This is a genomic window from Lentzea rhizosphaerae (assembly GCF_042649515.1).
GTDB lineage: Bacteria > Actinomycetota > Actinomycetes > Mycobacteriales > Pseudonocardiaceae > Lentzea > Lentzea aerocolonigenes.
Map to the genome: position 1 here is coordinate 197,395 of NZ_JBHRZI010000004.1, position 21,902 is coordinate 219,296.

General features: G+C 69.5%; 22 protein-coding genes, 1 tRNA gene and 1 pseudogene. 11 read left to right on the forward strand and 13 right to left on the reverse strand.

Annotated features, from left to right (window positions below):
* Positions 1–16: 16 nt before the first annotated feature.
* Together ACFOWZ_RS02465 and ACFOWZ_RS02470 are read left to right on the forward strand one after the other, a co-directional pair.
* Positions 17–406, forward strand: coding sequence for a MerR family transcriptional regulator (locus tag ACFOWZ_RS02465; protein WP_382367925.1), 390 nt, complete (start codon positions 17–19; stop codon positions 404–406).
* A gap of 10 nt (positions 407–416) precedes the next feature.
* Entirely contained in the window at positions 417–1,085 is a 669-nt protein-coding gene (locus ACFOWZ_RS02470) for an MOSC domain-containing protein (RefSeq protein ID WP_382367928.1), read from the forward strand.
* Positions 1,086–1,094: 9 nt separating this feature from the next.
* Here the strand turns inward: ACFOWZ_RS02470 and ACFOWZ_RS02475 are convergent, their stop codons facing one another.
* A complete protein-coding gene (locus ACFOWZ_RS02475) occupies positions 1,095–1,484 on the reverse strand; it encodes a DUF1304 family protein (RefSeq protein WP_030470155.1) in 390 nt (129 codons plus the stop codon).
* Positions 1,481–1,867 carry a cupin domain-containing protein gene (locus tag ACFOWZ_RS02480; protein ID WP_382367931.1) on the reverse strand — a complete coding sequence of 129 codons (387 nt, stop codon included), beginning with the start codon at positions 1,865–1,867 and terminating at the stop codon, positions 1,481–1,483. Before ACFOWZ_RS02480 ends, ACFOWZ_RS02475 begins: the two co-directional genes overlap by 4 nt.
* A 146-nt stretch (positions 1,868–2,013) precedes the next feature.
* On the opposite strand from ACFOWZ_RS02480, the gene ACFOWZ_RS02485 reads away from it, so the two are divergent.
* Both ACFOWZ_RS02485 and ACFOWZ_RS02490 read left to right on the forward strand, forming a co-directional pair.
* Complete coding sequence (locus ACFOWZ_RS02485) at positions 2,014–3,018, forward strand: helix-turn-helix transcriptional regulator (RefSeq protein WP_382367934.1); 1,005 nt, start codon at positions 2,014–2,016, stop codon at positions 3,016–3,018.
* Between the two features lie 50 nt (positions 3,019–3,068).
* Complete coding sequence (locus tag ACFOWZ_RS02490) at positions 3,069–4,460, forward strand: FAD-dependent oxidoreductase (RefSeq protein WP_382367937.1); 1,392 nt, start codon at positions 3,069–3,071, stop codon at positions 4,458–4,460.
* Here the strand turns inward: ACFOWZ_RS02490 and ACFOWZ_RS02495 are convergent.
* The gene (locus ACFOWZ_RS02495; RefSeq protein WP_382367940.1) at positions 4,426–4,914 is read right to left on the reverse strand and encodes a hypothetical protein; all 489 of its coding nucleotides are present in this window, start codon (positions 4,912–4,914) and stop codon (positions 4,426–4,428) included. The genes ACFOWZ_RS02490 and ACFOWZ_RS02495 overlap by 35 nt on opposite strands.
* A 29-nt stretch (positions 4,915–4,943) precedes the next feature.
* Positions 4,944–5,342 (reverse strand): VOC family protein, encoded by a 399-nt coding sequence (locus tag ACFOWZ_RS02500; protein ID WP_382367943.1) that lies wholly within the window; start codon positions 5,340–5,342, stop codon positions 4,944–4,946.
* A 103-nt stretch (positions 5,343–5,445) separates the two neighbouring features.
* Here ACFOWZ_RS02500 and ACFOWZ_RS02505 point away from each other — a divergent pair, with 103 nt between their 5' ends.
* Positions 5,446–6,411, forward strand: coding sequence for a helix-turn-helix transcriptional regulator (locus tag ACFOWZ_RS02505; RefSeq protein WP_382367946.1), 966 nt, complete (start codon positions 5,446–5,448; stop codon positions 6,409–6,411).
* On the opposite strand, the gene ACFOWZ_RS02510 is transcribed toward ACFOWZ_RS02505, so the two are convergent.
* Positions 6,365–7,015, reverse strand: coding sequence for a Clp protease N-terminal domain-containing protein (locus ACFOWZ_RS02510; RefSeq protein ID WP_382367949.1), 651 nt, complete (start codon positions 7,013–7,015; stop codon positions 6,365–6,367). The genes ACFOWZ_RS02505 and ACFOWZ_RS02510 overlap by 47 nt on opposite strands.
* Before the next feature lie 91 nt (positions 7,016–7,106).
* Between ACFOWZ_RS02510 and ACFOWZ_RS02515 the strand changes: the two genes are divergently transcribed.
* The 3 genes from ACFOWZ_RS02515 to ACFOWZ_RS02525 all read left to right on the forward strand — a co-directional run bounded on the left by ACFOWZ_RS02515 (position 7,107) and on the right by ACFOWZ_RS02525 (position 11,014).
* Positions 7,107–8,825 (forward strand): serine/threonine-protein kinase, encoded by a 1,719-nt coding sequence (locus ACFOWZ_RS02515; RefSeq protein ID WP_382367952.1) that lies wholly within the window; start codon positions 7,107–7,109, stop codon positions 8,823–8,825.
* Between the two features lie 7 nt (positions 8,826–8,832).
* A complete protein-coding gene (locus ACFOWZ_RS02520; protein ID WP_382367955.1) occupies positions 8,833–9,570 on the forward strand; it encodes an SDR family NAD(P)-dependent oxidoreductase in 738 nt (245 codons plus the stop codon).
* A 115-nt stretch (positions 9,571–9,685) separates the two neighbouring features.
* Positions 9,686–11,014 carry a glycosyl hydrolase family 18 protein gene (locus tag ACFOWZ_RS02525; protein ID WP_382367958.1) on the forward strand — a complete coding sequence of 443 codons (1,329 nt, stop codon included), beginning with the start codon at positions 9,686–9,688 and terminating at the stop codon, positions 11,012–11,014.
* On the opposite strand, the gene ACFOWZ_RS02530 is transcribed toward ACFOWZ_RS02525, so the two are convergent.
* A complete protein-coding gene (locus tag ACFOWZ_RS02530) occupies positions 10,910–11,299 on the reverse strand; it encodes a DMT family transporter (protein WP_382367961.1) in 390 nt (129 codons plus the stop codon). The genes ACFOWZ_RS02525 and ACFOWZ_RS02530 overlap by 105 nt on opposite strands.
* The gene (locus ACFOWZ_RS02535) at positions 11,299–11,613 is read right to left on the reverse strand and encodes a DMT family transporter (protein ID WP_382367964.1); all 315 of its coding nucleotides are present in this window, start codon (positions 11,611–11,613) and stop codon (positions 11,299–11,301) included. The genes ACFOWZ_RS02530 and ACFOWZ_RS02535 overlap by 1 nt, the downstream gene beginning before the upstream one ends.
* A gap of 51 nt (positions 11,614–11,664) precedes the next feature.
* Here ACFOWZ_RS02535 and ACFOWZ_RS02540 point away from each other — a divergent pair, with 51 nt between their 5' ends.
* Positions 11,665–12,540 (forward strand): 5'-nucleotidase, encoded by an 876-nt coding sequence (locus ACFOWZ_RS02540; protein ID WP_382367967.1) that lies wholly within the window; start codon positions 11,665–11,667, stop codon positions 12,538–12,540.
* Positions 12,541–12,599: 59 nt separating this feature from the next.
* Positions 12,600–12,893 (forward strand): YiaA/YiaB family inner membrane protein, encoded by a 294-nt coding sequence (locus ACFOWZ_RS02545; RefSeq protein WP_030470167.1) that lies wholly within the window; start codon positions 12,600–12,602, stop codon positions 12,891–12,893.
* Here ACFOWZ_RS02545 and ACFOWZ_RS02550 read toward each other — a convergent pair.
* From ACFOWZ_RS02550 to ACFOWZ_RS02565, 4 genes and pseudogenes are all read right to left on the reverse strand, one after another.
* Positions 12,877–13,491, reverse strand: a complete 615-nt coding sequence (locus ACFOWZ_RS02550; protein WP_382368307.1) for a hypothetical protein — start codon at positions 13,489–13,491, stop codon at positions 12,877–12,879. The genes ACFOWZ_RS02545 and ACFOWZ_RS02550 overlap by 17 nt on opposite strands.
* A gap of 35 nt (positions 13,492–13,526) precedes the next feature.
* Positions 13,527–13,661, reverse strand: a pseudogene (locus ACFOWZ_RS02555) (DUF2625 family protein); the annotation flags it as partial.
* A gap of 112 nt (positions 13,662–13,773) precedes the next feature.
* A complete protein-coding gene (locus ACFOWZ_RS02560; protein ID WP_382367970.1) occupies positions 13,774–19,242 on the reverse strand; it encodes an ATP-binding protein in 5,469 nt (1,822 codons plus the stop codon).
* 160 nt (positions 19,243–19,402) lie between these two features.
* Complete coding sequence (locus ACFOWZ_RS02565; RefSeq protein ID WP_382367973.1) at positions 19,403–20,626, reverse strand: MFS transporter; 1,224 nt, start codon at positions 20,624–20,626, stop codon at positions 19,403–19,405.
* A 50-nt stretch (positions 20,627–20,676) separates the two neighbouring features.
* On the opposite strand from ACFOWZ_RS02565, the gene ACFOWZ_RS02570 reads away from it, so the two are divergent.
* Positions 20,677–21,258: a GNAT family N-acetyltransferase gene (locus ACFOWZ_RS02570; RefSeq protein WP_382367976.1), complete on the forward strand. Its 582-nt coding sequence runs from the start codon at positions 20,677–20,679 to the stop codon at positions 21,256–21,258.
* On the opposite strand, the gene ACFOWZ_RS02575 is transcribed toward ACFOWZ_RS02570, so the two are convergent.
* The gene (locus ACFOWZ_RS02575) at positions 21,203–21,694 is read right to left on the reverse strand and encodes a Gmad2 immunoglobulin-like domain-containing protein (protein WP_382367979.1); all 492 of its coding nucleotides are present in this window, start codon (positions 21,692–21,694) and stop codon (positions 21,203–21,205) included. The genes ACFOWZ_RS02570 and ACFOWZ_RS02575 overlap by 56 nt on opposite strands.
* A 79-nt stretch (positions 21,695–21,773) precedes the next feature.
* A tRNA-Tyr gene (locus tag ACFOWZ_RS02580) sits at positions 21,774–21,856 on the reverse strand.
* Between the last annotated feature and the right edge of the window lie 46 nt (positions 21,857–21,902).

Sequence of the window (21,902 nt, forward strand, 5' to 3'; positions counted from 1 at the left end):
ACCTATGCTCGGGCGTATGCAGTTGAGCATCGGACAGGTCGCCGAACGCACCGGGCTGAGCGTGCACGCCCTGCGCTTCTACGAGAAGGAAGGCATCCTCGCCCACGAGGTCCACAGAGGACCGGGCGGCCGCCGGGTGTACACGCAGCAGGACGTCGACTGGCTGCGCATGTGCATCATGCTGCGCATGTCCGGGATGCCCGTGCCGGAGATCCGCCGCTACACCGAGCTCGTCCGCCAGGGCGACGGCAACGAGCTGCAGCGCCTCGACATCCTCAAGGAGCACCAGGAACGGGTCCGCCAGCAGATGGTCCAGCTCCAGGACTGCATGGACCTGATCACGCACAAGGTCGGCATCTACCAGGACTACGTCAATTCGATCGCCGCCAAGGCGGTCGGGCAATAACCTCGGGTCCATGCCCGTCGTGCTCTCGCTGAACATCGCCCAGCAGACGATTCCGGTCGACTACGCCCAGAAGGGCGCCACCGGCATCGACAAGCGGCCGGTCGAGGGCCCGCTGCAGGTCAGCCCGCAGGGGCCGAAGGGAACCGCGGGAAGCGGTGTCGCCGGCGACACGATCGCCGACCTCGACCACCACGGCGGCGAGCACCAGGCCGTGTACGGCTACGCCCGCGAGGACCTCGACTGGTGGCAGGCCGAGCTCGGCGTCGACCTGCACAACGGCCAGTTCGGCGAGAACCTCACCACGCAGGGCATCGACCAGACGCACGCCCTCATCGGCGAACGCTGGCGGGTCGGCACGGCGTTGCTGGAGGTCACCGCGCCACGCGTGCCCTGCCGGACGTTCGCCGGCTTCCTGGGGCAGCGCGGGTGGGTCAAGCGGTTCACCCAGGCAGGCAGGCCCGGTGCCTACTTCCGAGTGCTCGAGGCCGGACTCATCGCGTCCGGTGACGAGATCACCGTCGTGCACAAGCCGGACCACGACGTCACGGTCGAGATGTTCCTCCGCGCCGTGCTCACCGAGGCCGAACTGCTGCCGCGGCTGCTGGAGGCAGGCGACGCGGTGCCGCCAGAAGTGATCGCGCTGGTGCACAAGCGCACCACGATCGACCTCAAGCAGTAGCCGGTCCCTTCAGGCGAACAGCAGCACGACCAGCGGCGGAACGCCCTCCGCGGCCACGCCTCCCCACGCCTGGTTGCGTGGCCTGCTCATCGCGAGCTGGTCGGCCACGGCCAGCACCACACTGCCCAGCACCATGAACCACGACACGTAGAAGATCAGCGTGCGACCGACCAGCTCCTGCCCCGAGTGCAGCGCGATCAGCCCCGCGATCAGGCCGCACGCCAGGAACAGGTTGTAGAACCCCACACCGAACGCCCACAGCCGGATCGCCGGCACGTCCGAGGCCGGCTGCCGGAACATCGAGTGGTGGACGCGGTGGATCAGGAACGCCTCGCACACCCACACGACCAGGTGAATCAGGGCCGCGACCGCCGCGGCGACCTGAGCCACGACGCTCACATCGTCACCCCGTGCCGTTCCAACGCCGAAAAGCCGTTCTCCGACAGATCGCGGAAGAACGCACCCATCACGTCCCCCACGGCGAACGCCAGGAACTGCACCGACGGCGTGTGCACGGTGAACGTGTGCGGCGCGTCGGGCGGGATCGTGATCGCGTCCCCCGGCGACAGGTCGTGCAGCTCGCCGTCGAGCAGCACGGCCATGCGTCCGTGCAGCACGTAGTAGACCTTCGGCCACGGCGTGCGGTGCGGCGGCGCGGCCTCCCCTCGTGGCGCGTCCACCTCGAACAACTCGTACGCGCCACCGGTGTCCTCGCCCGAGATCCGGACGGTGATCTTCGCGTCGGGGACGGTCAGCTCGTCACCCTCGCCGACTGTGCTCATCACGCCAACTGTGTTCGTCACGCCACCTGTGTTCGTCACGCCACCTGTGCTCATCATGCCGAGAAGCGTCCGCCCGCCCGGCACACGGCTGTATCCCGGAAAACTGGGATGCCCGAACCGCTCGAACCGCGCGCATACTGCCAACCATGTGGGAGGGTCGGGCGCTCGGCGTGCGACGCGACGTCACAGCGCTCGCCAGCGCGGGTCTCGACGTCGCGGAACTGCACGCGGCCGCCATCGCCCTGGTCGACCGCGTGGTCCCGTGCGAGCTCACCTGCTGGGCCTCGATGGACCCCGACTCGGGCGCGATCAGCTCGATGACCAGCGGCGTCAACCGCATCCCTGCGCAGTACGAGCCGGTGCTCGCTGCCTGCGAGTACGCGCCGGACGAGCCGCACACGTTCGCGGCACTGGCGCAGCGCGGCGACACCGTGGCCCGGCTGGAGGACAAGCGGTCCACGCGCCTCAACGAGGTCTGGCGCCCGCTGGGACTCAGCCACGAGCTGCGCGTGCTGTTCCGCGCCGACGACACGTGCTGGGGTGCGGCGGGCGTGGTGCGCACGAGCGACTTCAGCGAACGCGAGCTGGAGTTCATGGCCTCGGTCGCACCCGCGCTGGGCGCCGCCACCCGCCTCGCGGCCCGTACTGCGGCCCTCACTGCGGCCAGGCGATCGCACCCGGACACACCCGCGATCATCGTGGTCACCACCGACGGCACGATCCGGGCGTCGACGGCCTCCGCCACGCGGTGGCGGGACGAACTGGAAGAGATCGCGCCCGGCCGGTTCGCGGTGATGCTGCGCGCCGCCGCCGCGGGAGCACGCACCGGCGCGTTCAAGGCGAGGGTCCGCGACGCGCACGGCGGATGGATCCTGCTGGAGGCGAGCGAGCTCCTCTCCGACGACAGCTCCGAGGCGGCCGTGACGATCAGCCGGGCCTCCGGAACCGAGCTGATGGGACTGCTGCTCAAGGCCCACGGCGTGACCGCCCGCGAACAGGACGTCTGCCACGAGGTCCTCGCCGGGCAGCCGACTTCGGAGATCGCGGCGCGGCTCGACATCTCCCCCTACACCGTGCAGGACCACCTCAAGTCGCTCTTCGCGAAGTTCGGGGTGCGCAGCCGGGCAGAACTCGTCGCCAAGCTCAGCTAGGAACTTTCGGAGGATCGTTCCGCAAGCCCGGTTCTGCCAGCATGACCGCCATGTACTCCGACCGCGCCCTCGTCATCGGCGCCGGCTTCACGGGGTTGCTGGCGGCCAGGGTGCTGTCCGAGTCGTACGGCGACGTGGTCCTCGTGGAACGAGACCAGATCGCCCCGGACACCGAACACCGCGCCGGCACTCCCCAGGCCCACGACCCGCACACGCTGCTGGCCCGCGGCGCCGAGGTGCTGGACACCCTCTTCCCCCGTCTCGGCGCCGAGCTCGAGTACGTCGGCGCGGTCCGCGCCGACGTCGGCAGCGACTTCCTCATCCGGTCCGCCGCCGGATGGGCACCGCGCGACCACGTCGGCCTCAGCGTGCTCTCGACGTCGCGCGCGACGATCGAACGGATCATCCGCCGCCGCGTGCTGAAGCTGCCCAACGTGTCCCTTGTGGACGGTGTGACGATCGACGGCCTGCTGCACGACCGCGGCACGGTCACCGGGGTCCACGGCAGGCGCGAGGCCCCGCCTTCCAGAAACACAGTCAGAGACGCGGTTTCCGCGGACACGACCTTCACCGACTACGCGGACCTCGTCGTCGACGCGTCCGGCCGCAACAGCAAGCTCGTGTCGTGGCTCGCGGAACTCGGCGTGCACTGCCCGGCACCGATGATCGTCAACGGCCACCTCGCCTGCAGCTCACGCCTCTACCACGTGAACCCCGACCTGAAGCTCGACTGGAAGACCGCCCGCGAGTTCACCCACGCGCCCACCACGAAACGCGGTGGGGCGGTCGCCTCCGTCGACGGCACCCACTGGTTCGTGACGTTGTTCAGCGCCGGCGGCGAAGCGGCCCCGACGGACGAGGACGGCTTCCTCTCCCACGCCACCGCCCTCGAGTGCCAGGACATCGCGGAGATCATCAAGACGGCGACGCCCGCCTCGCCGATCCACCACGCCGGCAATCTGCGCAGCCGCTGGAACCGCTTTCACAAGGTGCCGAACTGGCCCCGCGGCCTGCTCGCGCTCGGCGACTCGGTCGTCTCGCTCAACCCCGTCCACGGGCACGGCACGACCCTCGCCGCCCTGAACTGCGCGGACCTCCAAACGCTCCTCCACGACCACGACCTGGCCAAGGAACCCCAGCTGTTCCAGCGCGCGGTCGCGAAGGCGGCATGGACCCCGTGGACGTCGGCGACCACCCACGACCTGGGCTGGAGCACCAGAAGGCGGTCGCCGAGCGCCCGGTTCGCGCAGTGGTACGCGAGGCGTCTGGCCGACGTGATCCCCCACAGCAAACAGGTCTATCGCGCGTGCGTCCGCGTCTCGCAGATGGTCGACCACCCGACGGCGCTCCTCAGGCCGGCCATACTGAGCAGGGTGCTGGCAGGAAGAGGGCTGGCAGGAAGGGTTCTCAGCGGATCGCGCCTTCAGGCCAGAGAACGGTGACCGGCACGCCTCGCGACCGCGCGTAGGCGACCACGTCCGCCGTTCCACCCGGCCCGCGTCCCGGCTGCCCGTCCCACACGGCGAGCAGCGAGTCGGACTCGTCCACCATCCGCTTGCCCGCCTCCATGTAGGCGTGCGGATCGGGCGTCACGAACGGCAGCTGCACGACCTTGCCCGCACGGGCGAGCAACCTGTCGTAGACCGGCTGGTACTCCTCGGGCAGCGTCTCGCGGTACCGGGAAGCCGGCAGCACCGCGACGAGCGACCCGCCCGCGTCCAGCACGGCCTGCGCGAACACCGCGTCCGCACCGTCCGCCAGACACGAAACACCCACGACAGCACCGGTTTCGGCAGCACCCGTCCGAGCAACGACGGCGCGGATCATGCGATCGACCTCCGCCTCCAGCTCCGCGGAGAGGCCCCGATGTCCGGTGATGGCGAGCTGCGTCGTCATCTGTGCAGGATAGGCGGCAAATGGGCTTCTCAGGAGGTCTGCTCCACCATCGACAGGTAGTGCGCGTTCGTCATGATCCCGAGGACGTTCCCGAACGGGTCGACCACCGACGCCGTCACGAACCCCTCACCACGCGGGCGCGGTTCGTCGTGCACCTGCGCACCGAGCTCCTGCAACCTCGCGAAGGTGCCCTCCAGATCGTCCACCGCCCAGTACAGGACGGCCCCCGCCGGCCCCGCGGAAGGGCTCACCTCGAACCTGCGGTCCACGATGCCCAGCTCGGCCTGGTGGTCGCCGATCCGGAACTCGGCGTACCCGAGCGTCCCGTCCGGCATCTTCCGCTCGAAGTACGCGTCCACGCCGAGGAACGACGCGTACCAGGCGCGAGCCTCCGCGACGTCGTCGGCGAAGTAGGTGACGGTCGACATGCCTCGCAACACGAGATCCTCCAGAAATTTTCGGGTCGGTCGGTTTTCACCTTCGGCCGTAAAGTGCTCATCCAGTGAGCACTTTCACCGGAAACCTGGAGACATGCGCGCAGACCGTCTGGTCGCCACCCTTCTGCTGATGCAGGCCCGCGGTCAGGTCACTGCCGCTGACCTGGCAAAAGAGCTCGAAGTCTCGCGAGCCACCGCCCGCCGCGACCTGGAGGCGCTGTCGGCGGCGGGCGTTCCCGTCTACTCCCAGCCGGGCCGCGGCGGCGGCTGGTCGCTGATCGGCGGCGCCCGCACCGACCTCAGCGGGCTCACCTCGGCGGAGGCGCAGGCACTGTTCCTGATAGCCGGCCCCGCCGCCTCCGTCGCCCCGCAGATCAAGTCGGCGCTGCGGAAACTCGTCCGCGCGCTGCCCCAGACGTTCCGCGCGGACGCCGAGGCCGCCGCCGAAGCGACGATCATCGACACCGCCGCCTGGGGCGAGGACACCAAGGACCGGCCGGGCCTCGTCGCGGTGCTGCAGGAGGCGGTGGTGCGGCAGATCCGGGTCCGGCTCACCTATCAAAAGCGCGGTGAAGCGCCGAAAGGGCGCGTGGTCGACCCGTGGGGACTCGTCGACAAGGACGGCACCTGGTACTTCATCGCCGGCACGAGTGACGGCCAGCGCACGTTCCGGCTCGACCGGATCCTCGGCGCCACGCTGACCGGCGCGAAGGCGTCGAGGCCAGCCGACTTCGAACTGGCGGGCACCTGGGACGAGATCGTCACGGCGATGGAGAGACGCCGCTCGGCGACGACCGCGACCGTCCTGGTGCCCACCCGGTTCCTCGACATCTTCAAACGACAGCACGGCCGCCACTGCACGGTCGTCGAGCACCTGGACGACCACGTGAAGGTCGAGCTGACCGCGCCGACCCCGCTCGACATCGCGCGCAACGTCGCCGGGTGGGGCGGCCTGATCACCGTCGAGTCCCCCGAGGTGCAGGAGCACCTGGCCGCGATCGGCGAGGAGCTGGTCAGCCGATACCGGCGTGCTTCTCCAGCCGGTCCAGCCGAGCCATGATCATCTCCAGGACCTTGGTGGCGTCCGGCGTGACGGACTGCATCTTCTTCGCGTGCACGATGCCGGCGAGCGCCGTCTGCACGGCCCGCCGGGTGCCCTTGAGGTCCGCGCCGAGCGAACGCAGCACCTCGCCGCCCCTGCCGTCCGGCTCGGCCACCAGCCCGAGCAGCAGGTGCTCGCAGCCCACGTAGTTGTGCCCCAGTGCGACCGCCTCGACCACGGCGAGCTCCAGCGCGTTGACCGCGTCGGACGCGAACCCCGCGCCCTCCTGGGGCTCCGACGGGAAGCTCAACGTCCGCGGGTCGATGTCGATCGCGCGCAGCACGTCGAGAGCCAGGTTGCCGCCTTCGTCGACGAGCGCCTGCGCCAGCTCAGAGGTGGTCACCACCGGTGCGACGGCGGCGAGCCGGATCACCGCGCGAAGGCGCTGGGTCATCTGGGTACCCCGCTCACCGTCGAGGTCGGCGACGGTGAAGCCGCGCACCGCCGTGATGCGCTTGACCGAGACCTCGAGCGCACGCTGGCAGATCGCTGACACCGGGAGGTTGAGGTCTTTGACGGTCTCGGCCAGATCGTCGGGGAGGTACACGTTGATTTTTGGCATAACCCCATATATACCCCCATATAGGGTTACAGTCAATCGAGAACGCGGCAACCGTCACACTTGCGGATGATCAGAGGGGACGGTCACGCGCGTGGAGGAGAGCAGCAGGCTCATCGGGAGCCGCTACCGGTTGAGGCAGAAGGTCGGCCAGGGTGCGATGGGAGTCGTCTGGCAGGCCTATGACGAGCAGCTTCACCGCGTGGTGGCAGCCAAGGAGCTGCTCGTGCTGGAAGGCGTCGACGACACCAAGATCGAACGCGCCAAGGCGAGAGCCATGCGCGAGGCCCGCCTCGCCGCCCGTCTCGAACACCCGAACGCCATCCGCGTCTACGACGTCGTGGAGGAGGACGGGCAGCCCTGGCTGATCATGGAGTACCTCCCCTCCCGCAGCCTCGCCGCCGTCATCTCCGAGCAGGGCACGCTGCCGCCGCGCGAGGTCGCCCGCATCGGCTGCTACACCGCCGCCGCCCTCGCCGCCGCGCACCGCCACGGCATCCAGCACCGCGACGTGAAGCCCGGCAACGTCCTGATCGGCGACCAGGAAGTCAAGATCACCGACTTCGGCATCTCGCGCACCACCGACGACGGCACGGCCACCGCGACCGGCACCGTCGGCACCCCGGCCTTCTTCTCCCCCGAGGTCGCGCGCGGCGAGGACGCGGGCCTCGCCTCCGACGTGTTCTCGCTCGGTGCCACGCTGTACAACGCGGTCGAGGGCGGACCGCCGTTCGGCACGGCCGACAACCACATCGCGATGCTGCACCGCGTGGCCAGCGGTTCGATCATGCCGCCGGCCAACGCCGGTCCGCTGCTCGCCCCCGTGCTGTTCCGCCTGCTCTCCAACGATCCCGAGCGCCGGCCGTCCATGGAGGAGGCGGTCCACCTGCTCGCCGCCGTGGTGAACGACTCGCCACAGGTGTCCGAGGCGACCGCCGTCATCCCCGCCACCGTCCAGCTGCCGGCAGAGGCCCAGCCGGAGGAGAAGGCGAAGCAGGACTCCGCGGCCGCCGCGGCCGGACTGGTGGCGGGTGCCGCTGCCGCCGAGGCCGCCGAGCTCACGGCTCCGAAGCCCGAGGAAACGCCCGCCGAACCGGCCGTTCCCGTTGCGGCAGAACCAGAACCAGAACCAGAACCGGAACCGCAGCCGGAACCGCAGCCCGAGCCCGCCCCGGCACGGACCGCTCCGGAGCCGGTGTTCGCGACTCCCCCGCCGGCACCTCCCGCCGAACCCGAGCAGAACCGCCGCAAGTTCCCGCTCGTCCCCATCGCGATCGTCCTCCTCGTGCTGGCGGTCGGCGTCGGGTCGTTCCTGTTGTGGCCCAAGGGCAACAACAACCAGGCGAACAACCCGCCCGCGTCGGGCTCCACGAGCACCACCCCGACCACCACGAGCCAGACGCAGCAGCAGCCTCCGACCGAGACGCAGACCCAGACTCAGACCACCACCCAGACGAACCCGCCGAACAACACCTCGAGCCAGGGCGAGACCCCGCCGCCACCGCCCGCGGGGCCGAAGAACGCCCAGGAGGCGATCACCGCGTACTACGCGTTGATCCCCGGCGATCTCCAGACCGGGTACTCGTTGCTCACCGACAGGTTCAAGGCGGCACGCGCCAGCTCGTTCCAGGAGTACCAGAGGTTCTGGAGCGCCTACACCGGCGTGCAGCTGTCCAACTTCGTCCCGCAGGGCGACAACGTCGTGACCGTGACGCTGCAGTACATGAAGGGTTCGGCCGTCTCCTCGACCGAGACGCACACGTACACGTTCGTGCAGCAGAACGGCAAGTGGATGATCGACAATCAGGCATGATCGCCACATGACCCGACGCGCACTCGTCACCGGAGCCTCCCGCGGCATCGGCGCGGCCATCGCCCACGCCCTCGCCGCGGGCGGCCACCAGGTCGCCGTCCACTACCGGTCCGGCCCGGCCGCGGCTCAGGCCGTCGCCGAGGGCCTTCCCGGCGGCGGCCACGTGACCGTCCAGGGCGATCTCGGGGCGAACCAGGCGGAGCAGGTCGTCGCCGAGACCGTGGAGAAGCTCGGCGGGCTCGACGTCCTCGTCAACAACGCGGGCATCTACTTCCACCACCCCATCGCCACGACCGGTTTCGAGGAGTGGCAACAGGCCTGGCGCCGCACGATCGAGCTCAACCTGTACGGCCCCGCCGACCTCACGTGGCACGCGGTCCGGCACATGACCGAGGGTGGCCGCATCATCAACATCGGTTCGCGGGGCGCGTTCCGGGGTGAGCCCGACGCTCCGGCGTACGGTGCCGCGAAGGCCGGTCTGCACGCGCTGACGCAGTCGCTCGCGCAGTCCCTCGCCCCGCAGGGCATCGCGGTCGCCGGTGTGGCACCGGGATTCGTCCGCACCGACATGGTCACCGACTTCCTGGCCGGGCCGGAAGGTGACGCGATCCGTGCGCAGAGCCCGTTCAACCGCGTCGCCGAACCGGAAGAGGTCGCCTCCGCGGTCGCCTGGCTGGCCACCGAGCACGCCACGTGGGCCAGCGGCACGATCATCGACGTGAACGGCGCTTCCCACCTGCGGTGATTCCCCGCACGGCGACCGGAACCAGTTCCGGTCGCCAGTTGATCTTCCCGACAACCGGTCTAGACCACTAACGTCGCGAGTGGGCGCTCGACGAAAGTGGAAGGCAACCCCTGCAATGCGTTCACTCCGCTCACGCCTCGGTGCCGCCGGCCTCGCGCTGGCCGCCGCCGCGGCGACGATGACAGTCATGGCGCCTGCCGCACAGGCCGCCTATCCCCAGGGATTCAAGAGCGTCGGCTACATGCCGTCGTGGTCCGGCAGCGTCAGCGCGATCCAGTACAGCAAGCTGACGCACATCAACTACTCCTTCGTGCTGCCGAACTCGAACGGCACGCTCCAGGGCACCCCCGACCCCGCCAAACTCCAGCAGCTGGTGAGCCTCGGCCACCAGAACGGCGTCAAGGTCTCGATCGCCGTCGGTGGCTGGAACAACGGCAACGACGACAACTTCGAGATCCTCGCGGCCAGCGCCAACGGCCGCACGACGTTCGTCAACTCCCTGATCAACCTGGTCAACCAGTACAACCTGGACGGCGTCGACATCGACTGGGAGTACCCGGATCCCGGTGCCGAGGGTGACAACTACACCCTGCTGATGCGCCAGCTCGGCGACGCGCTGCACAGCCGCGGAAAGATCCTCACGGCCGCCGTGGTGAGTGAGGGAGGCACGGCCAACGGCGTGCAGCCCGCGGTGTTCGGCATCGTCGACTGGCTGAACATCATGGCCTACGACGGCGGCAGCCCGCACGCGAACTACGACTGGTCGATCAACGCGGTCAACTTCTGGAAGGGCCGCGGACTTCCTGCCAGCAAAGCGGTTCTCGGCGTGCCGTTCTACAGCCGGCCGACCTACATCGCCTACCGCGATCTCGTCGCGCAGGACCCGGCCAACGCAGGCCGCGACTGCTACAACGGCAACTGCTACAACGGAATCCCCACGATCAAGCGCAAGACGACGTGGGCGGTGTCGAACGCGGGCGGCATCATGAACTGGGAGCTGTCGCAGGACACCACCGGCAGCACCAGCCTGCTCAACGCCATCTGGGAGGCCGCGTCCGGCGGCACCCCGCCCACCGGCGGCACGATCGTGGGCTACGGCGGCAAGTGCGTCGACGTGGCGGGGGCGAACTCGGCCAACGGCACGGCGGTGCAGCTCTGGACGTGCAACGGCACCAACGCCCAGCAGTGGTCCCGCAACGGCAACACCGTGCGCGCCCTGGGCAAGTGCCTCGACGCGTCCGGCACCGCCAACGGCGCCGTGACCCAGCTCTGGGACTGCACCGGCGCCGGCAACCAGCAGTGGACCGCCGAGTCGAACGGCCAGCTGCGCAACACGGCGTCAGGGAGATGTCTCGACGCCACCGGCCCCAGCTCGGCCGACGGCACCAGGCTCCAGCTCTGGGACTGCGCCGGAAGCCCCAACCAGCGCTGGACGTTCTCCTAGGAACTTCAGCCCGATGACGCAGGCGATGATCCCGGTGAGGAACACGATCTTCCACGCGGAGAGAGTCTCCTCACCGGTGATCACCGCCCACGCGACGGTCAGCGCCGCGCCGGTCCCGACCCACACGGCGTACGCGGTTCCGACCGGAATTCGTTTCATGGCATGGGAAAGCCCGGCCATGCTCAGTCCCGCGGCGACGACGAAGAGCAGGTAGAGCTCGTTCGACAACGCGGTCGCCCACACCGCTTCGAGCACGGCGCTGGCGAGCAGCACGACCCAGTGCATCAGCTCACCACCTTCAGTCCCGCGACGCAGCCGATCAACGCGACCAGCAGCAGCGCTCGTGCGACTTCGAGCTTCTCCTCACCGCGCAGCACCGCGACGAGCACCGTGAGCACGGCACCGACGCCGACCCACACCGCGTACGCCGTGCCGACGGGGATTCCGCGCATCGCCCACGCGAGCCCGACGACGCTCAACCCGATCGACACGACGAACACCACCACCGGCCACGGCCGACGAAACCCGCGCGACTCCGCGAGCGCCGTGGCCCACACCGCCTCCAGCACCCCGGAGGCCACCAGCACCACCCAGTACATTAGTACGACCGTACCAGAAACACTCGCCCATCCCGCTACGATCTACGCCGTATGGGGCCCAGCCTGGAGAACCTGCTCGTCGTGGGCGTCGCGTCGAGCGCGCTGTTCGACCTGACCGAGTCCGACGCGGTCTTCCACGCCGAGGGCGAGGAGGCCTACCGCGCCTACCAGGAAGCGCATCTGGACGAACCGTTCAGGCCCGGCGTCGCATTCCCGTTCCTGCGCAGGCTGTTGCAGCTCAACTCGCTGGGACCGCTGGTCGAGGTGATCGTCCTGTCCCGCAACTCCCCCGACACGGGCCTGCGCATCCTCCGCTCGGCCGCCCACCACGGCCTCGCGATCTCGCGGGCGATCTTCACGCAGGGACGCGCCCCGCACGAGTTCATGCCCGCGTTGAACATGTCGCTCTTCCTGTCCGCGCACGAGAACGACGTGCGCAAGGCGACCGCGGCCGGCATGCCCGCGGGCCAGGTGCTCAAGTCGTCGTTCCAGGACGACGACGACCCGGCGTTGCGGATCGCGTTCGACTTCGACGGCGTGCTGGCCGACGACGCGGCGGAGCGGATCTACCAGAGCGGCGGGCTCGACCAGTTCCAGCAGCACGAGGCCACGAACGTCGTCACGCCCCTCGATCCCGGACCGCTGCGGAACTTCCTGGCGGGCGTCAACCGGATCCAGCGCATGGCCGAGGACCGCATTCGCGTCTCGGTGGTCACCGCCCGGTCCGCCCCGGCGCACGAACGCGCGATCAACAGCCTCAAGGCGTGGGGACTGACGGTGAACGACGCGTTCTTCCTGGGAGGGCTCAAGAAGGCGCCGATCCTCGACGTGCTCAAGCCGCACATCTTCTTCGACGACCAGCGCGGCCACCTGGTCCAGACGGTGCCGTGCGTGCACATCCCGTTCGGGGTCACGAACGAAACGTGATCTGACATTGAGTAGCCGTACTCATGACAGTCCCGATGTGACCCAGGACTCTCAGGATCATGACTTCTACGACGCCCTCGCACACCCCGACGACCGGTGCGTTCTACATGCAGGCGGTCCTCTCGTTCGGGCTCTCGCTGACCGCGGTCGGCATCGGAGTCGTGTTCCTGCCGGTCGACGGGTGGGTGCGCGCGTTCCTGGGGATCGCGATGCTCTACACGGTCACGTCGGCGTTCACGCTGTCCAAGGTGATCAGGGACCGGCAGGAGGACACGTACATCACGAGCAGGGTGGACAGAGCCCGGCTGGACAAGCTGCTGGCCGAGCACGACCCGTTCAAGCTCGACGCCTGAGCCGGTCGATCTCCGCGGTGAGCTCGGCCCGGAGGTCGTCGTGGCGCGGGCCGAGCGCTGTTCCCGGGTCGGACCAGCGCTCGAGCGGGTACAGCCAGACGGGCCGGCCGACCAGGTGCTTCGGCTCCCAGTCGTAGCGCGGCCAGACGTGGGCGTGCAGGTACGGGTCCGTGTTGCCGAGGATCTCGAGGTTGACCCTGCGGAACCCGTCGTCGCGGCGGGCGCAGACGCGTTCGACCGCCTCGCCGAGCACGTCGAGATCGGACAGGAACTCGAGCCGCCGTGGCCGTGGCAGATCCGTGAGGCGCTGGACGTCCGGGGTGTCGGTCAGCAGGACGCAGTAGCCGGGGAGGAACTGGACGTCGCCGATGGCCGCGAAGCCTGCGGTGAGGCGTCGCAGGACGGTGGGGTTGGTGCCGCGCAACGACGTTCCGATGCGGTCCTGTTTCCAGTCCACGGTCAGGCCTTTCCGAGGGGTCCGGGGAGCGGCGAGTCCGAGCTGTCCGCACGTGGCCGCGTGGAACGAGAGGAGTTCGCGCATCGGCACCGCCTTGCGGCTTGCGGCCGCGATGTTCTCCGAGCCTTCCTTCGACCACAACGGCGGACACGTCGTGATCCCGTCCCGCCGTCCAGCATCGACATGAGCCAGTGGCCGTCGCCGCCGTCGAAGGTCTCCCACTCCAGGGTGTCCGGCGCGAAGTAGACGACCTGGCCCCGATCTCCCGGCCTGCCGACCCGGTCCGGATCCCTGCCGTTCAACGCGAACACACCGGCCAGCCGGGATCGTCCACCTCGACGAGTTCGGCGATGTCACGCACAGCATCCCCCACACGAGAAAGAGCCCCGGCCACAGCGACCGGGGCTCCCCCAAACCCAGCGACTAGACCCGAGCCAGCCCGTCCTCGATCGCCTTGATGATCGCCGGCCTCAACTCGGCAGCCGAGATGATCGCGTCCACCGACCCGACCTCGACCGCGCGCTGCACGCTGTGCACCCGGTCGAACTCCGCCGCCATCTCGTTCAGCTTCTCCGTCCGCACCGCCTGCCGCGTCGACGCCAGTTCGGCCGTCAGCGCCGCGCGCTCGGCGCCGGACGCCTCCGCCACCGCCGACTCCAGCTTCTTCACCCGCGGGTCGTTGACCGTGCGACCGTCGACCTCACGGGCGAACACCACTGCCGCAGCCGGGGCGCCGCCGATGACCGACGCGTACGAACCCTCGACCGCCAGCACCGTCATGGACGGGTTCAGGGCCTTCGAGAAGACCACGAACGCGCCGCCGTGGTAGCGCGAGATCACGCAGAACACGATGGGGCCGCGGAAGTTGACGATCGCGCGGCCGATTTCCGCGCCGTACTCCAGCTGCAGTTCACGCATCGACTCCGGCGAGCCGTCGAAGCCCGACAGGTTCGCCAGAACGACGAGAGGCCTGTTGCCAGAGGCCGCGTTGATCGCGCGGGCCGCCTTCTTCGACGACTTCGGGAACAGCGTGCCGGCCGTGTAGGTGTCGGGGCCGTCGGTGGGCGGGAAGCCGGTGCGGGAAACGCCTCGGGACTCGATGCCCAGCAGCGTCACCGGGACGCCGCCCAGGTGCACGTCCTGGACGACCGCGGTGTCCGCGTCGGCCATGCCCGCCCAGCGCTCCAGCACGTCGTGGTCCTGGTCGGACAGAGCGCGCATCACCGTGCGGATGTCGAACGGCTTCTTGCGGTCCGGGTTGGCCTCGACCGAGAAGATCTCGCCGACCGTGGCGAACGGGCTGTCGCCGACCACGTGCGGATAAGAGGACACGTCCCGGGAAACCGGGTCCGAAGTGGACACTCGGCGCGGGCCGGACTCACCAGGAGCGATGTAGCTGTGCTCGTAGTGCGCCAGCAGCACGTCGAAGGCGGACCGCAGGTTCGGGGCCCAGTACTGCGCCTGGCCGTTCGGGCCCATGACGCGGTCGTAGCCGCCGATGCCGTAGTTGTCCTCGGCCGAGACGCCGCCGGAGAAGTCCAGCGCCTGCTTGCCGGTCAGCACCATGGCCGAGTCCGGGGTCATGACCAGGATGCCCTTGGTGTGCATGAGCATCGTGGCCTCGGCGTTCCAGTACGGCTGGGCGCCGACGTTGATGCCGTTGACCACCACGTTGATCTCGCCACCGGCCTGGGTGAACTCGACGATCCGCTTCAGCGCCGCCGCGACCCAGTCCATGTTCTCGACACCGGAGCTCATCGAGATCTTGGCGCCGGACGACAGCGAGAACCACTCCAGCGGAACAGCCAGCGACGAAGCCAGGTCCAGCGCGTGGATCACCCGCGAGCACTCGGGCTCGGCCAGCGCGCCCAGCGACTTGGTCGGGTCGCCGAGCAGCACCACGCGCTTCATGCCCTCGGGGTACGCCGGGGTCGGCGTGGTCACCACACCGACGACGATGCCCGCCTTGTTGCCGCCGCGCGGGCGGTCCACCGGCACCAGCGCACCGTCGACCAGGTCGTGCTCCACGAACGAACCGCCGTCGCCCACGAGCATGTCGACCAGCTCGTACGGGTAGATCGTGCCGCGCGACTGGGCGCGCAGGACGTTCTGGCGGTAGTCGTCGAGCGGCTGGATCGGCTCGGTCGGCGGCTGCACGAACGAGAACCGCACGCCCGCGCCCGCGTCGTTCGCGATCCGGACGCCGATGTCGGTCAGCTCACCGGTCTCGCTGTCCTTGCGGCGCGCCAGGAACAGGACCTCCTCCAGGTCCAGGCCCGTCGTGGTCGGCAGCACGCGCTGCGCCACCGCGTCGAGGTCCTTCGAGGACAGGTCGGTGGGCGGCCACGCGTAGAGCACGACCCGGTTCGTGGCGAGGCGGGTCCGGCCACCGGACTGGGCGCGGGCGCGGCGGATGCCGTCCAGGCAGGCCGCGAGAACGTCCTCGGCGGCGGGCAGGGCCACGATCCGGCCGTCGTCGTCGCGCAGCGGGGTCAGGTCGCGAACCTGGCCCAGCGCCACCAGACGCTCGTCGGACTTGTTCGACTTGGCCACCGCGCGGAACAGGTACACGTCCTCGTCCACCGCGGGCAGACGGGTGAGGTCGAACTCCCGCAACCGTTCCAGCTGCATGCGTTCGGCGATGCGCGGGTGCAGCCCGCGCACCAGCCTCTCCTCGGCGAACCCGTTGGAAGACGGGCGGAACGTGAAGTGGTGGTGCATCGACTCGCCGCGGCGGCCCGCGACCGTGGTGGTGATGCGGGTGACCGTGGGCGGCAGCTGGTGCGCGGCGAGGGCGGCGCCCAGGGCCGCGGCCATCTCGTCCTGGTCGGACGGGCCGTCGGGCCAGTTGACGTACACGTCCGCGACGACGGCGCTGCCGTTGCCGTGCTTGACGACGTCACCGACGGCGTCCGCCAGCGCCGGGAACTCCACCGCGGTCGAGACGAGACGGGTCTGCTCCGGCTCGTTCTCCGCGATGAAGAACGCGCCGTTCACGCGTGGGTTCGCCAGCGCCTTGTTGGTGTAGTAGCGCCGTGCCAGCACCTCCAGCAACGGGGTGTTGTCCGCGCCGGGCTTGCCGATGCGCTGACCGAGCAGGCGCACCAGCGGTTCGGCGGACGCCACCATCGCCGCGATCCGCTCCTCGCGGTCGGCGGCCTGGGGCTGGGCGTCCAGGTGGATCAGGTGCTTGCGGACCTCGCTGTGCACGCGGGCGCGGGTGCGCCGCAGCAACGGCTGCGCGAACCAGGTGAACACCACGCTGCGGGCCAGGTCGGCGACCGCGGGGTAGCGGACCTGGGTGGCGGCGACGATGTGCTCCAGCACCAGGCCGACCTGCACGCGCTCGGACTCGACCGGTGGCGCTTCCTGCACCCACTGGCTCAGCAGGGTCGTCGCGACGGCCGCGTCGAACACACCGCGGCGCAGCGCGACGAAGATGCGGAAGACGGCCTGCTCCAGCTCCGGCGTGCGGTCGAGCTCCGCGATGCCGTAGTGGCCGATCACGTTCTTCAACCGGGCGCGGAAGCTCTCCGGCAGCGCGGCGCGGTCGGCGTCGAGCGTCTTGAGGTAGGTGTGGAAGTGCTCGCGCGGGGAGTGGATGTGGTTCTCCGGCTTGGTCTCCTCGCCGGCCGGGCGGTTGCGCGAGAGGTCGCACAGGTCGGCGAAGATGCCGAGCAGCTCGGCCTCCGCGACCAGCGGCCGCTCCCTCAGGTCGCCCCTCGCGTCCATGTAGTTCTTCAGCACCCGGTCGGTGTCCGCGGCCGTGGTGTCGAAGCCCAGCAGCAACGCGCGCAGGTCGTCGAGACCGCGAGTGACGAGCTCCTCCGGCCGGACGTCCGTGCGCGGTGCCGGCAGCTCCAGCTCGACCGACGACTCGGACTTCTGCTCGACCTCGGCGCCGTCGGCGTCCTCGATCTCCTCCAGCTTGAGCAGCGCACCACCGGCGGGCACCTGCGTGCCGACGACGACGGTGAGCTCCTTCAACCGCGCACGGAACGGCGCGCGCAGCACCGTCTCCATCTTCATCGCCTCGAGCACCAGGACGGGTGCGCCGGCCTCGACCTCGGCACCGACCTCCAGCGGGGTCGCGACGACGAGCGCGGGCATCGGCGACCGCAGGACACCGCCCTCGTCACGGGTGACGCGGTGGGTGACGCCGTCGACCTCGACCTGGTGGACGGGGCCGTGCGTGCCGGTGACGACGCGGAACCTGGTGCCGTTCACGGTGATCTGGCCGACGTGGTGGTCGAACCGCTCGACGTCGACGTCACCGGTCAGCACGGTGGCGGAGTCCGCTGCCGACACACCGACGCGGTACTTCGCGGCACCGATGCGGGCGACGTTCACGACGTACGGCTGACCGCGCAGCACGAACTCCAGCTTGCGCGCGCCCTCGTGGTTCGTGCGCGGCTGGCCACCGCGGGCGGACGCGAGCAGCTGCGTGAGGTTGATCTGCTCCTCGTCCTCGTACACCTCGATGGCGGCCGCGGCCAGCGCGATGGCGGAGTGGCGGTGCGAGACCAGGCCACCCTCGGCGCGGACGCGGTCGATCCAGGACGTGTCGGCGGAGCCGTCGATCACGGCGGGCTCGTCCAGCAGGTCGAGCACGAAGCTCTTGTTGGTCGTGCCGCCCTCGATGATCACGGTCGTCTCGGCCATGGCCCGGCGCAGCTTGCCGAGCGCCTCGTCGCGGTCGCGGCCGTACGCGATGATCTTGGCGATCATCGAGTCGAAGTCGGCGGGGATCTGCGAGCCCTCGGCCACACCGGTGTCGACGCGGATGCCGGGGCCCGCGGGCAGTTCGAGACGAACGATCGTGCCGGGGCACGGTGCGAAGTCGCGGTCCGGGTCCTCGGCGTTCAGGCGGGCCTCGACGGCGTGGCCGAGCTCGGCAGGCTTGACGCCCTCCAGCTTTCCGCCGCCCGCGACGTGCAGCTGCGCCTTGACGAGGTCGAAGCCCGTGGTGATCTCGGTGATCGGGTGCTCGACCTGCAGACGGGTGTTGACCTCGAGGAACGCGAAGAGCTTCTCACCGGGGTGGTAGAGGAACTCGACGGTGCACGCGCCGCGGTAGCCGACGGCGTTCGCGAGCCGTTCCGCCGACGCCTTCAGCTCGTCGACCTGGTGCTGCTCCAGCACGCAGGACGCCGACTCCTCGATGATCTTCTGGTTGCGCCGCTGCACCGAGCAGTCGCGGACGCCGAGCGCCCACGCCGTGCCCTGGCCGTCGGCGATGACCTGCACCTCGACGTGCCGAGCGCCGGTGACGAGGCGCTCCAGGAACATCACGCCGGAGCCGAACGCGCGCTCGGCCTCCATGCTGGTGCGGTCGAAGTTCTCGCGCAGCTCGTCGGGGGAGGTGATCTTGCGGATGCCGCGGCCGCCACCACCGGCGGTCGCCTTGAGCATCAACGGGTAGGTGACCTCCTCGGCCACCTTCAGCGCGTGCTCCAGGTTCTCGACGGCACCGCGCGACCACGGCGCGACGGGAACGCCGACCTCCTCGGCGATCAGCTTCGAGCCGATCTTGTCGCCGAGCTTGCGCATCGCCTCGGCGGACGGGCCGACGAAGGTGACCCCGACCTTCTCGCACAGTTCCGCGAACTCGGGGATCTCGGCGACGAAGCCCCAGCCGACCCACGCGGCGTCGGCCTTCGTCTCGACGAGAGCGGTCTCCAGCACTTCGAGGTCGAGGTACGGACGATCAGCCGCCAGGCCGAGGTTGTAGGCGAGGTCGGCTTCCCTGACGAAGGGCGCGGACTTGTCGACATCGGTGTACAGGGCGACGGTCTCGATCCGTTCCCCTGACTCGGCGGCGAGCTCACGGACGGCGTGGATCAGCCGCATTGCGGCTTCCCCGCGGTTGACGATCGCTACACGACTGAACAACGACTTGGCTCCTCGCGGACATTACGACCTCAGCGGCAGTCGCCGCCCACTCGACGTACACACTCTCGGCTACTACCGGGTAACAAAATCGCTGGATCGGAACGAGTTGAGCAGCGTGCTTTGTATGAAACCAACAAGGCACCAGGTCCTCGGCACAGCTTCACTTGAGCCCGTGTCCCAACTCACGGCCGGGCGCGGGCTTCAGCTGCGACCACCCGATCGCCGCCGCGAGCACGAGCGGTAACGCCGTGATCACCAGGGCGGTCTGGACGGACAGCGCGTCGGCGATCACTCCACCCGCCATCGCCCCGAGGGGCTGCCCCACACCGAAGGTCAGCATGCGCCCCACCAGGTTCACCCTCCCCTGGAGATGATCAGGGGTGATCATCTGGCGGACCGTGATGCCGTTGACTATCACGATCGTCGAGGTCAGGCCCCACAGCGCCGTGCTGATCACGGCCAGCTCCCACAGGTGCACGCCCACGAGCGACGCCGTCACGACCACCCCGGCGGAGAGCCCGATCGTCGTGACGTGACGGGGCGAGCAGGCGTCGCTGATCTTGGGCATGACGACGATCGCCGCGAACGACCCGGCCGCCAGCGCGCTGAACAACACCCCGATCCGCGCGTCGTTCTCGGGCACGTCGAACACCCGGAACGCGTACACGACGAGAAGTCCCGACACCGCACCGCCGTTGACGGCCTGACCGACGCCCAAGGCGGTGAAGAGCCGGACTGTGGGGTCCCTCCAGAGGAACTCGAGCCCTTCCCTGATGTCCGCCCGGAGAGAGATCCGGGGTTCCCGTCGCTGGTTGAGCGGCCTGAGGATCATCCGGACCAGCACCGCGGACACCGCGAAGCTCAGCGCGTCGAGCGCCATCGTCCCCGCCGGCCCGATCACCGCGATCAGCACGCCCGCGACCGACGGTGCCGCGATGTGCACGGCGGTCGATGCGCTCCAGATCGCACTGTTGGCCCGGACGAGGTTGTCGTTGCCGACGAGCGCGGGCACGGCACCGAAGTTGGCCGCGTCGAACCACACGGTCACGCTCGCCACTCCCCCGGCCACCACGAGCAGGTGGACCGGGGTCAGCGCGCCGGCCGCGGCGGCCACCGGCACGCTCACGAGCAGCGCGGCGCTGACGAGGTCGGTGACGACCATGACCGTGCGCCGGTGCATGCGGTCGACGAGCGCTCCCGCGGGCAGCCCGAACACCAGATAGGGCGCGGCCGTGAGAGCCGCGAGAGCGCCCGTGTGCACGGCGCTGCCGGTGAGCGAGTACATGAGGACGGGCAGCGCGACGCCCGACACCGCGGACCCGGCGTTCGAGATCACCCTGGCGAGCCAGAGCTTCCCGAACTCGCGGTCGGTCCACAGCCTCACCCGGTCGTGATCACGTCCGGACAACCCGCTCAGCTGCATATCATGGGCAAGTGCACAACTATGGCATCAAGGTGGCGACGGCGGAGGACCTCGGGGACGCGCGGTCGGTCATGCTCGACGCGCTGTACCGCGACTTCGGCACCGGCTACGTGCCGCAGTGGCACGACGACGTCATCGACCTGACCGGCCACTACCTGGCGCCGCGGCGGCACACCCTGGTGGTCGCGATCGACCGGCGGGACGGCACGGTCGCCGGGACCGCGGCCCTGGACTCGCGCGGACCACGAGAACCCGGCTGGCTCGCGCAGCGGTACCCGTCCGGAGCGACCGCGCAGGTGCGGCGGGTGTACGTGCGGCCGGAGCACCGGCGGCGCGGCCTCGCTCGGGCGATGGTGGCCGAGCTGCTGGCCTTCGCGCAGGCCGACGGTGGTTATCACTCGATCTACCTGCACGCCTACCGCCACTCCCCCGGCGCCCTGGACCTGTGGGAGTCCCTCGGCGAGGTGGTGTGGGAGGAGAACGGGATCGTGCACTTCGAGCTGCGCGATCCCGTCGTGGACTCCGGTCGTCACGAGGTCATGCCTGCGGAATTCGGATCACATCCCCGGGATGGATCACGTTCGGGTTCGTGATCACGTGCGGGTTCGCCCGCACCAGCCGCGTGTAGAGGTTGGCGTTGCCGTAGAACTGCAGGCTGATCGCGGACAACGTGTCGCCGGGCTGGATCGTGTACTCCAGGTACACGCGGTAGCCGGGCACGATCCGCGGCCCGTACACGACCGGCACGATGACCTTGTCGAGCTCGGCGCCGTCCTCGGGCGACGGCCAGAACACCTCGACGAAGAGCCGGTCGAGCGCGAACGACGCGCCGGAGACGTCGACGCTGATCTGGAACTGGCCGTGGCCGCCGATCCCGTCACCGGCCATGAACCCGCCGGTGACCTCGTCGTGTCCCTCGTGGATCCGGTAGTTGAACTGCGCCTCGAACGCACCGCCCGCGGTACCGGCGATCTGGACGTGGCTCCCGACCAGACCGAGCGGCCTCGGCTGCTGGACATCGATCGACATGGTGACTCCCCTTCCTCCTCTACTAGGTCGTGAGGAGGAACGGAGTCGTTGCCCGGGGTCACCCCGGTGGCGCAACGGCTGGTGGTGGAGGACGGAGTCGAACCGCCTTTGCGTCAGCTCCCGTTTTACAGACGGGCGGGGCTCCACAGCCCCATCTCCACCATTGCTCAAATGCATTTCTCATGCCTTTGAGCTGCGCGAACACCGA

Coding starts and splice junctions, on each gene's coding strand:
- ACFOWZ_RS02545 (WP_030470167.1), top strand. CDS start 12,600: ATGACTTCTACGACGCCCTCGCACACCCCGACGACCGGTGCGTTCTAC.
- ACFOWZ_RS02575 (WP_382367979.1), bottom strand. CDS start 21,694: ATGTCGATCGATGTCCAGCAGCCGAGGCCGCTCGGTCTGGTCGGGAGC.
- ACFOWZ_RS02470 (WP_382367928.1), top strand. CDS start 417: ATGCCCGTCGTGCTCTCGCTGAACATCGCCCAGCAGACGATTCCGGTC.
- ACFOWZ_RS02510 (WP_382367949.1), bottom strand. CDS start 7,015: ATGCCAAAAATCAACGTGTACCTCCCCGACGATCTGGCCGAGACCGTC.
- ACFOWZ_RS02495 (WP_382367940.1), bottom strand. CDS start 4,914: ATGACGACGCAGCTCGCCATCACCGGACATCGGGGCCTCTCCGCGGAG.
- ACFOWZ_RS02505 (WP_382367946.1), top strand. CDS start 5,446: ATGCGCGCAGACCGTCTGGTCGCCACCCTTCTGCTGATGCAGGCCCGC.
- ACFOWZ_RS02500 (WP_382367943.1), bottom strand. CDS start 5,342: ATGTCGACCGTCACCTACTTCGCCGACGACGTCGCGGAGGCTCGCGCC.
- ACFOWZ_RS02530 (WP_382367961.1), bottom strand. CDS start 11,299: ATGCACTGGGTCGTGCTGCTCGCCAGCGCCGTGCTCGAAGCGGTGTGG.
- ACFOWZ_RS02520 (WP_382367955.1), top strand. CDS start 8,833: ATGACCCGACGCGCACTCGTCACCGGAGCCTCCCGCGGCATCGGCGCG.
- ACFOWZ_RS02535 (WP_382367964.1), bottom strand. CDS start 11,613: ATGTACTGGGTGGTGCTGGTGGCCTCCGGGGTGCTGGAGGCGGTGTGG.
- ACFOWZ_RS02490 (WP_382367937.1), top strand. CDS start 3,069: ATGTACTCCGACCGCGCCCTCGTCATCGGCGCCGGCTTCACGGGGTTG.
- ACFOWZ_RS02525 (WP_382367958.1), top strand. CDS start 9,686: ATGCGTTCACTCCGCTCACGCCTCGGTGCCGCCGGCCTCGCGCTGGCC.
- ACFOWZ_RS02485 (WP_382367934.1), top strand. CDS start 2,014: ATGTGGGAGGGTCGGGCGCTCGGCGTGCGACGCGACGTCACAGCGCTC.
- ACFOWZ_RS02480 (WP_382367931.1), bottom strand. CDS start 1,867: ATGAGCACAGTCGGCGAGGGTGACGAGCTGACCGTCCCCGACGCGAAG.
- ACFOWZ_RS02465 (WP_382367925.1), top strand. CDS start 17: ATGCAGTTGAGCATCGGACAGGTCGCCGAACGCACCGGGCTGAGCGTG.
- ACFOWZ_RS02540 (WP_382367967.1), top strand. CDS start 11,665: ATGGGGCCCAGCCTGGAGAACCTGCTCGTCGTGGGCGTCGCGTCGAGC.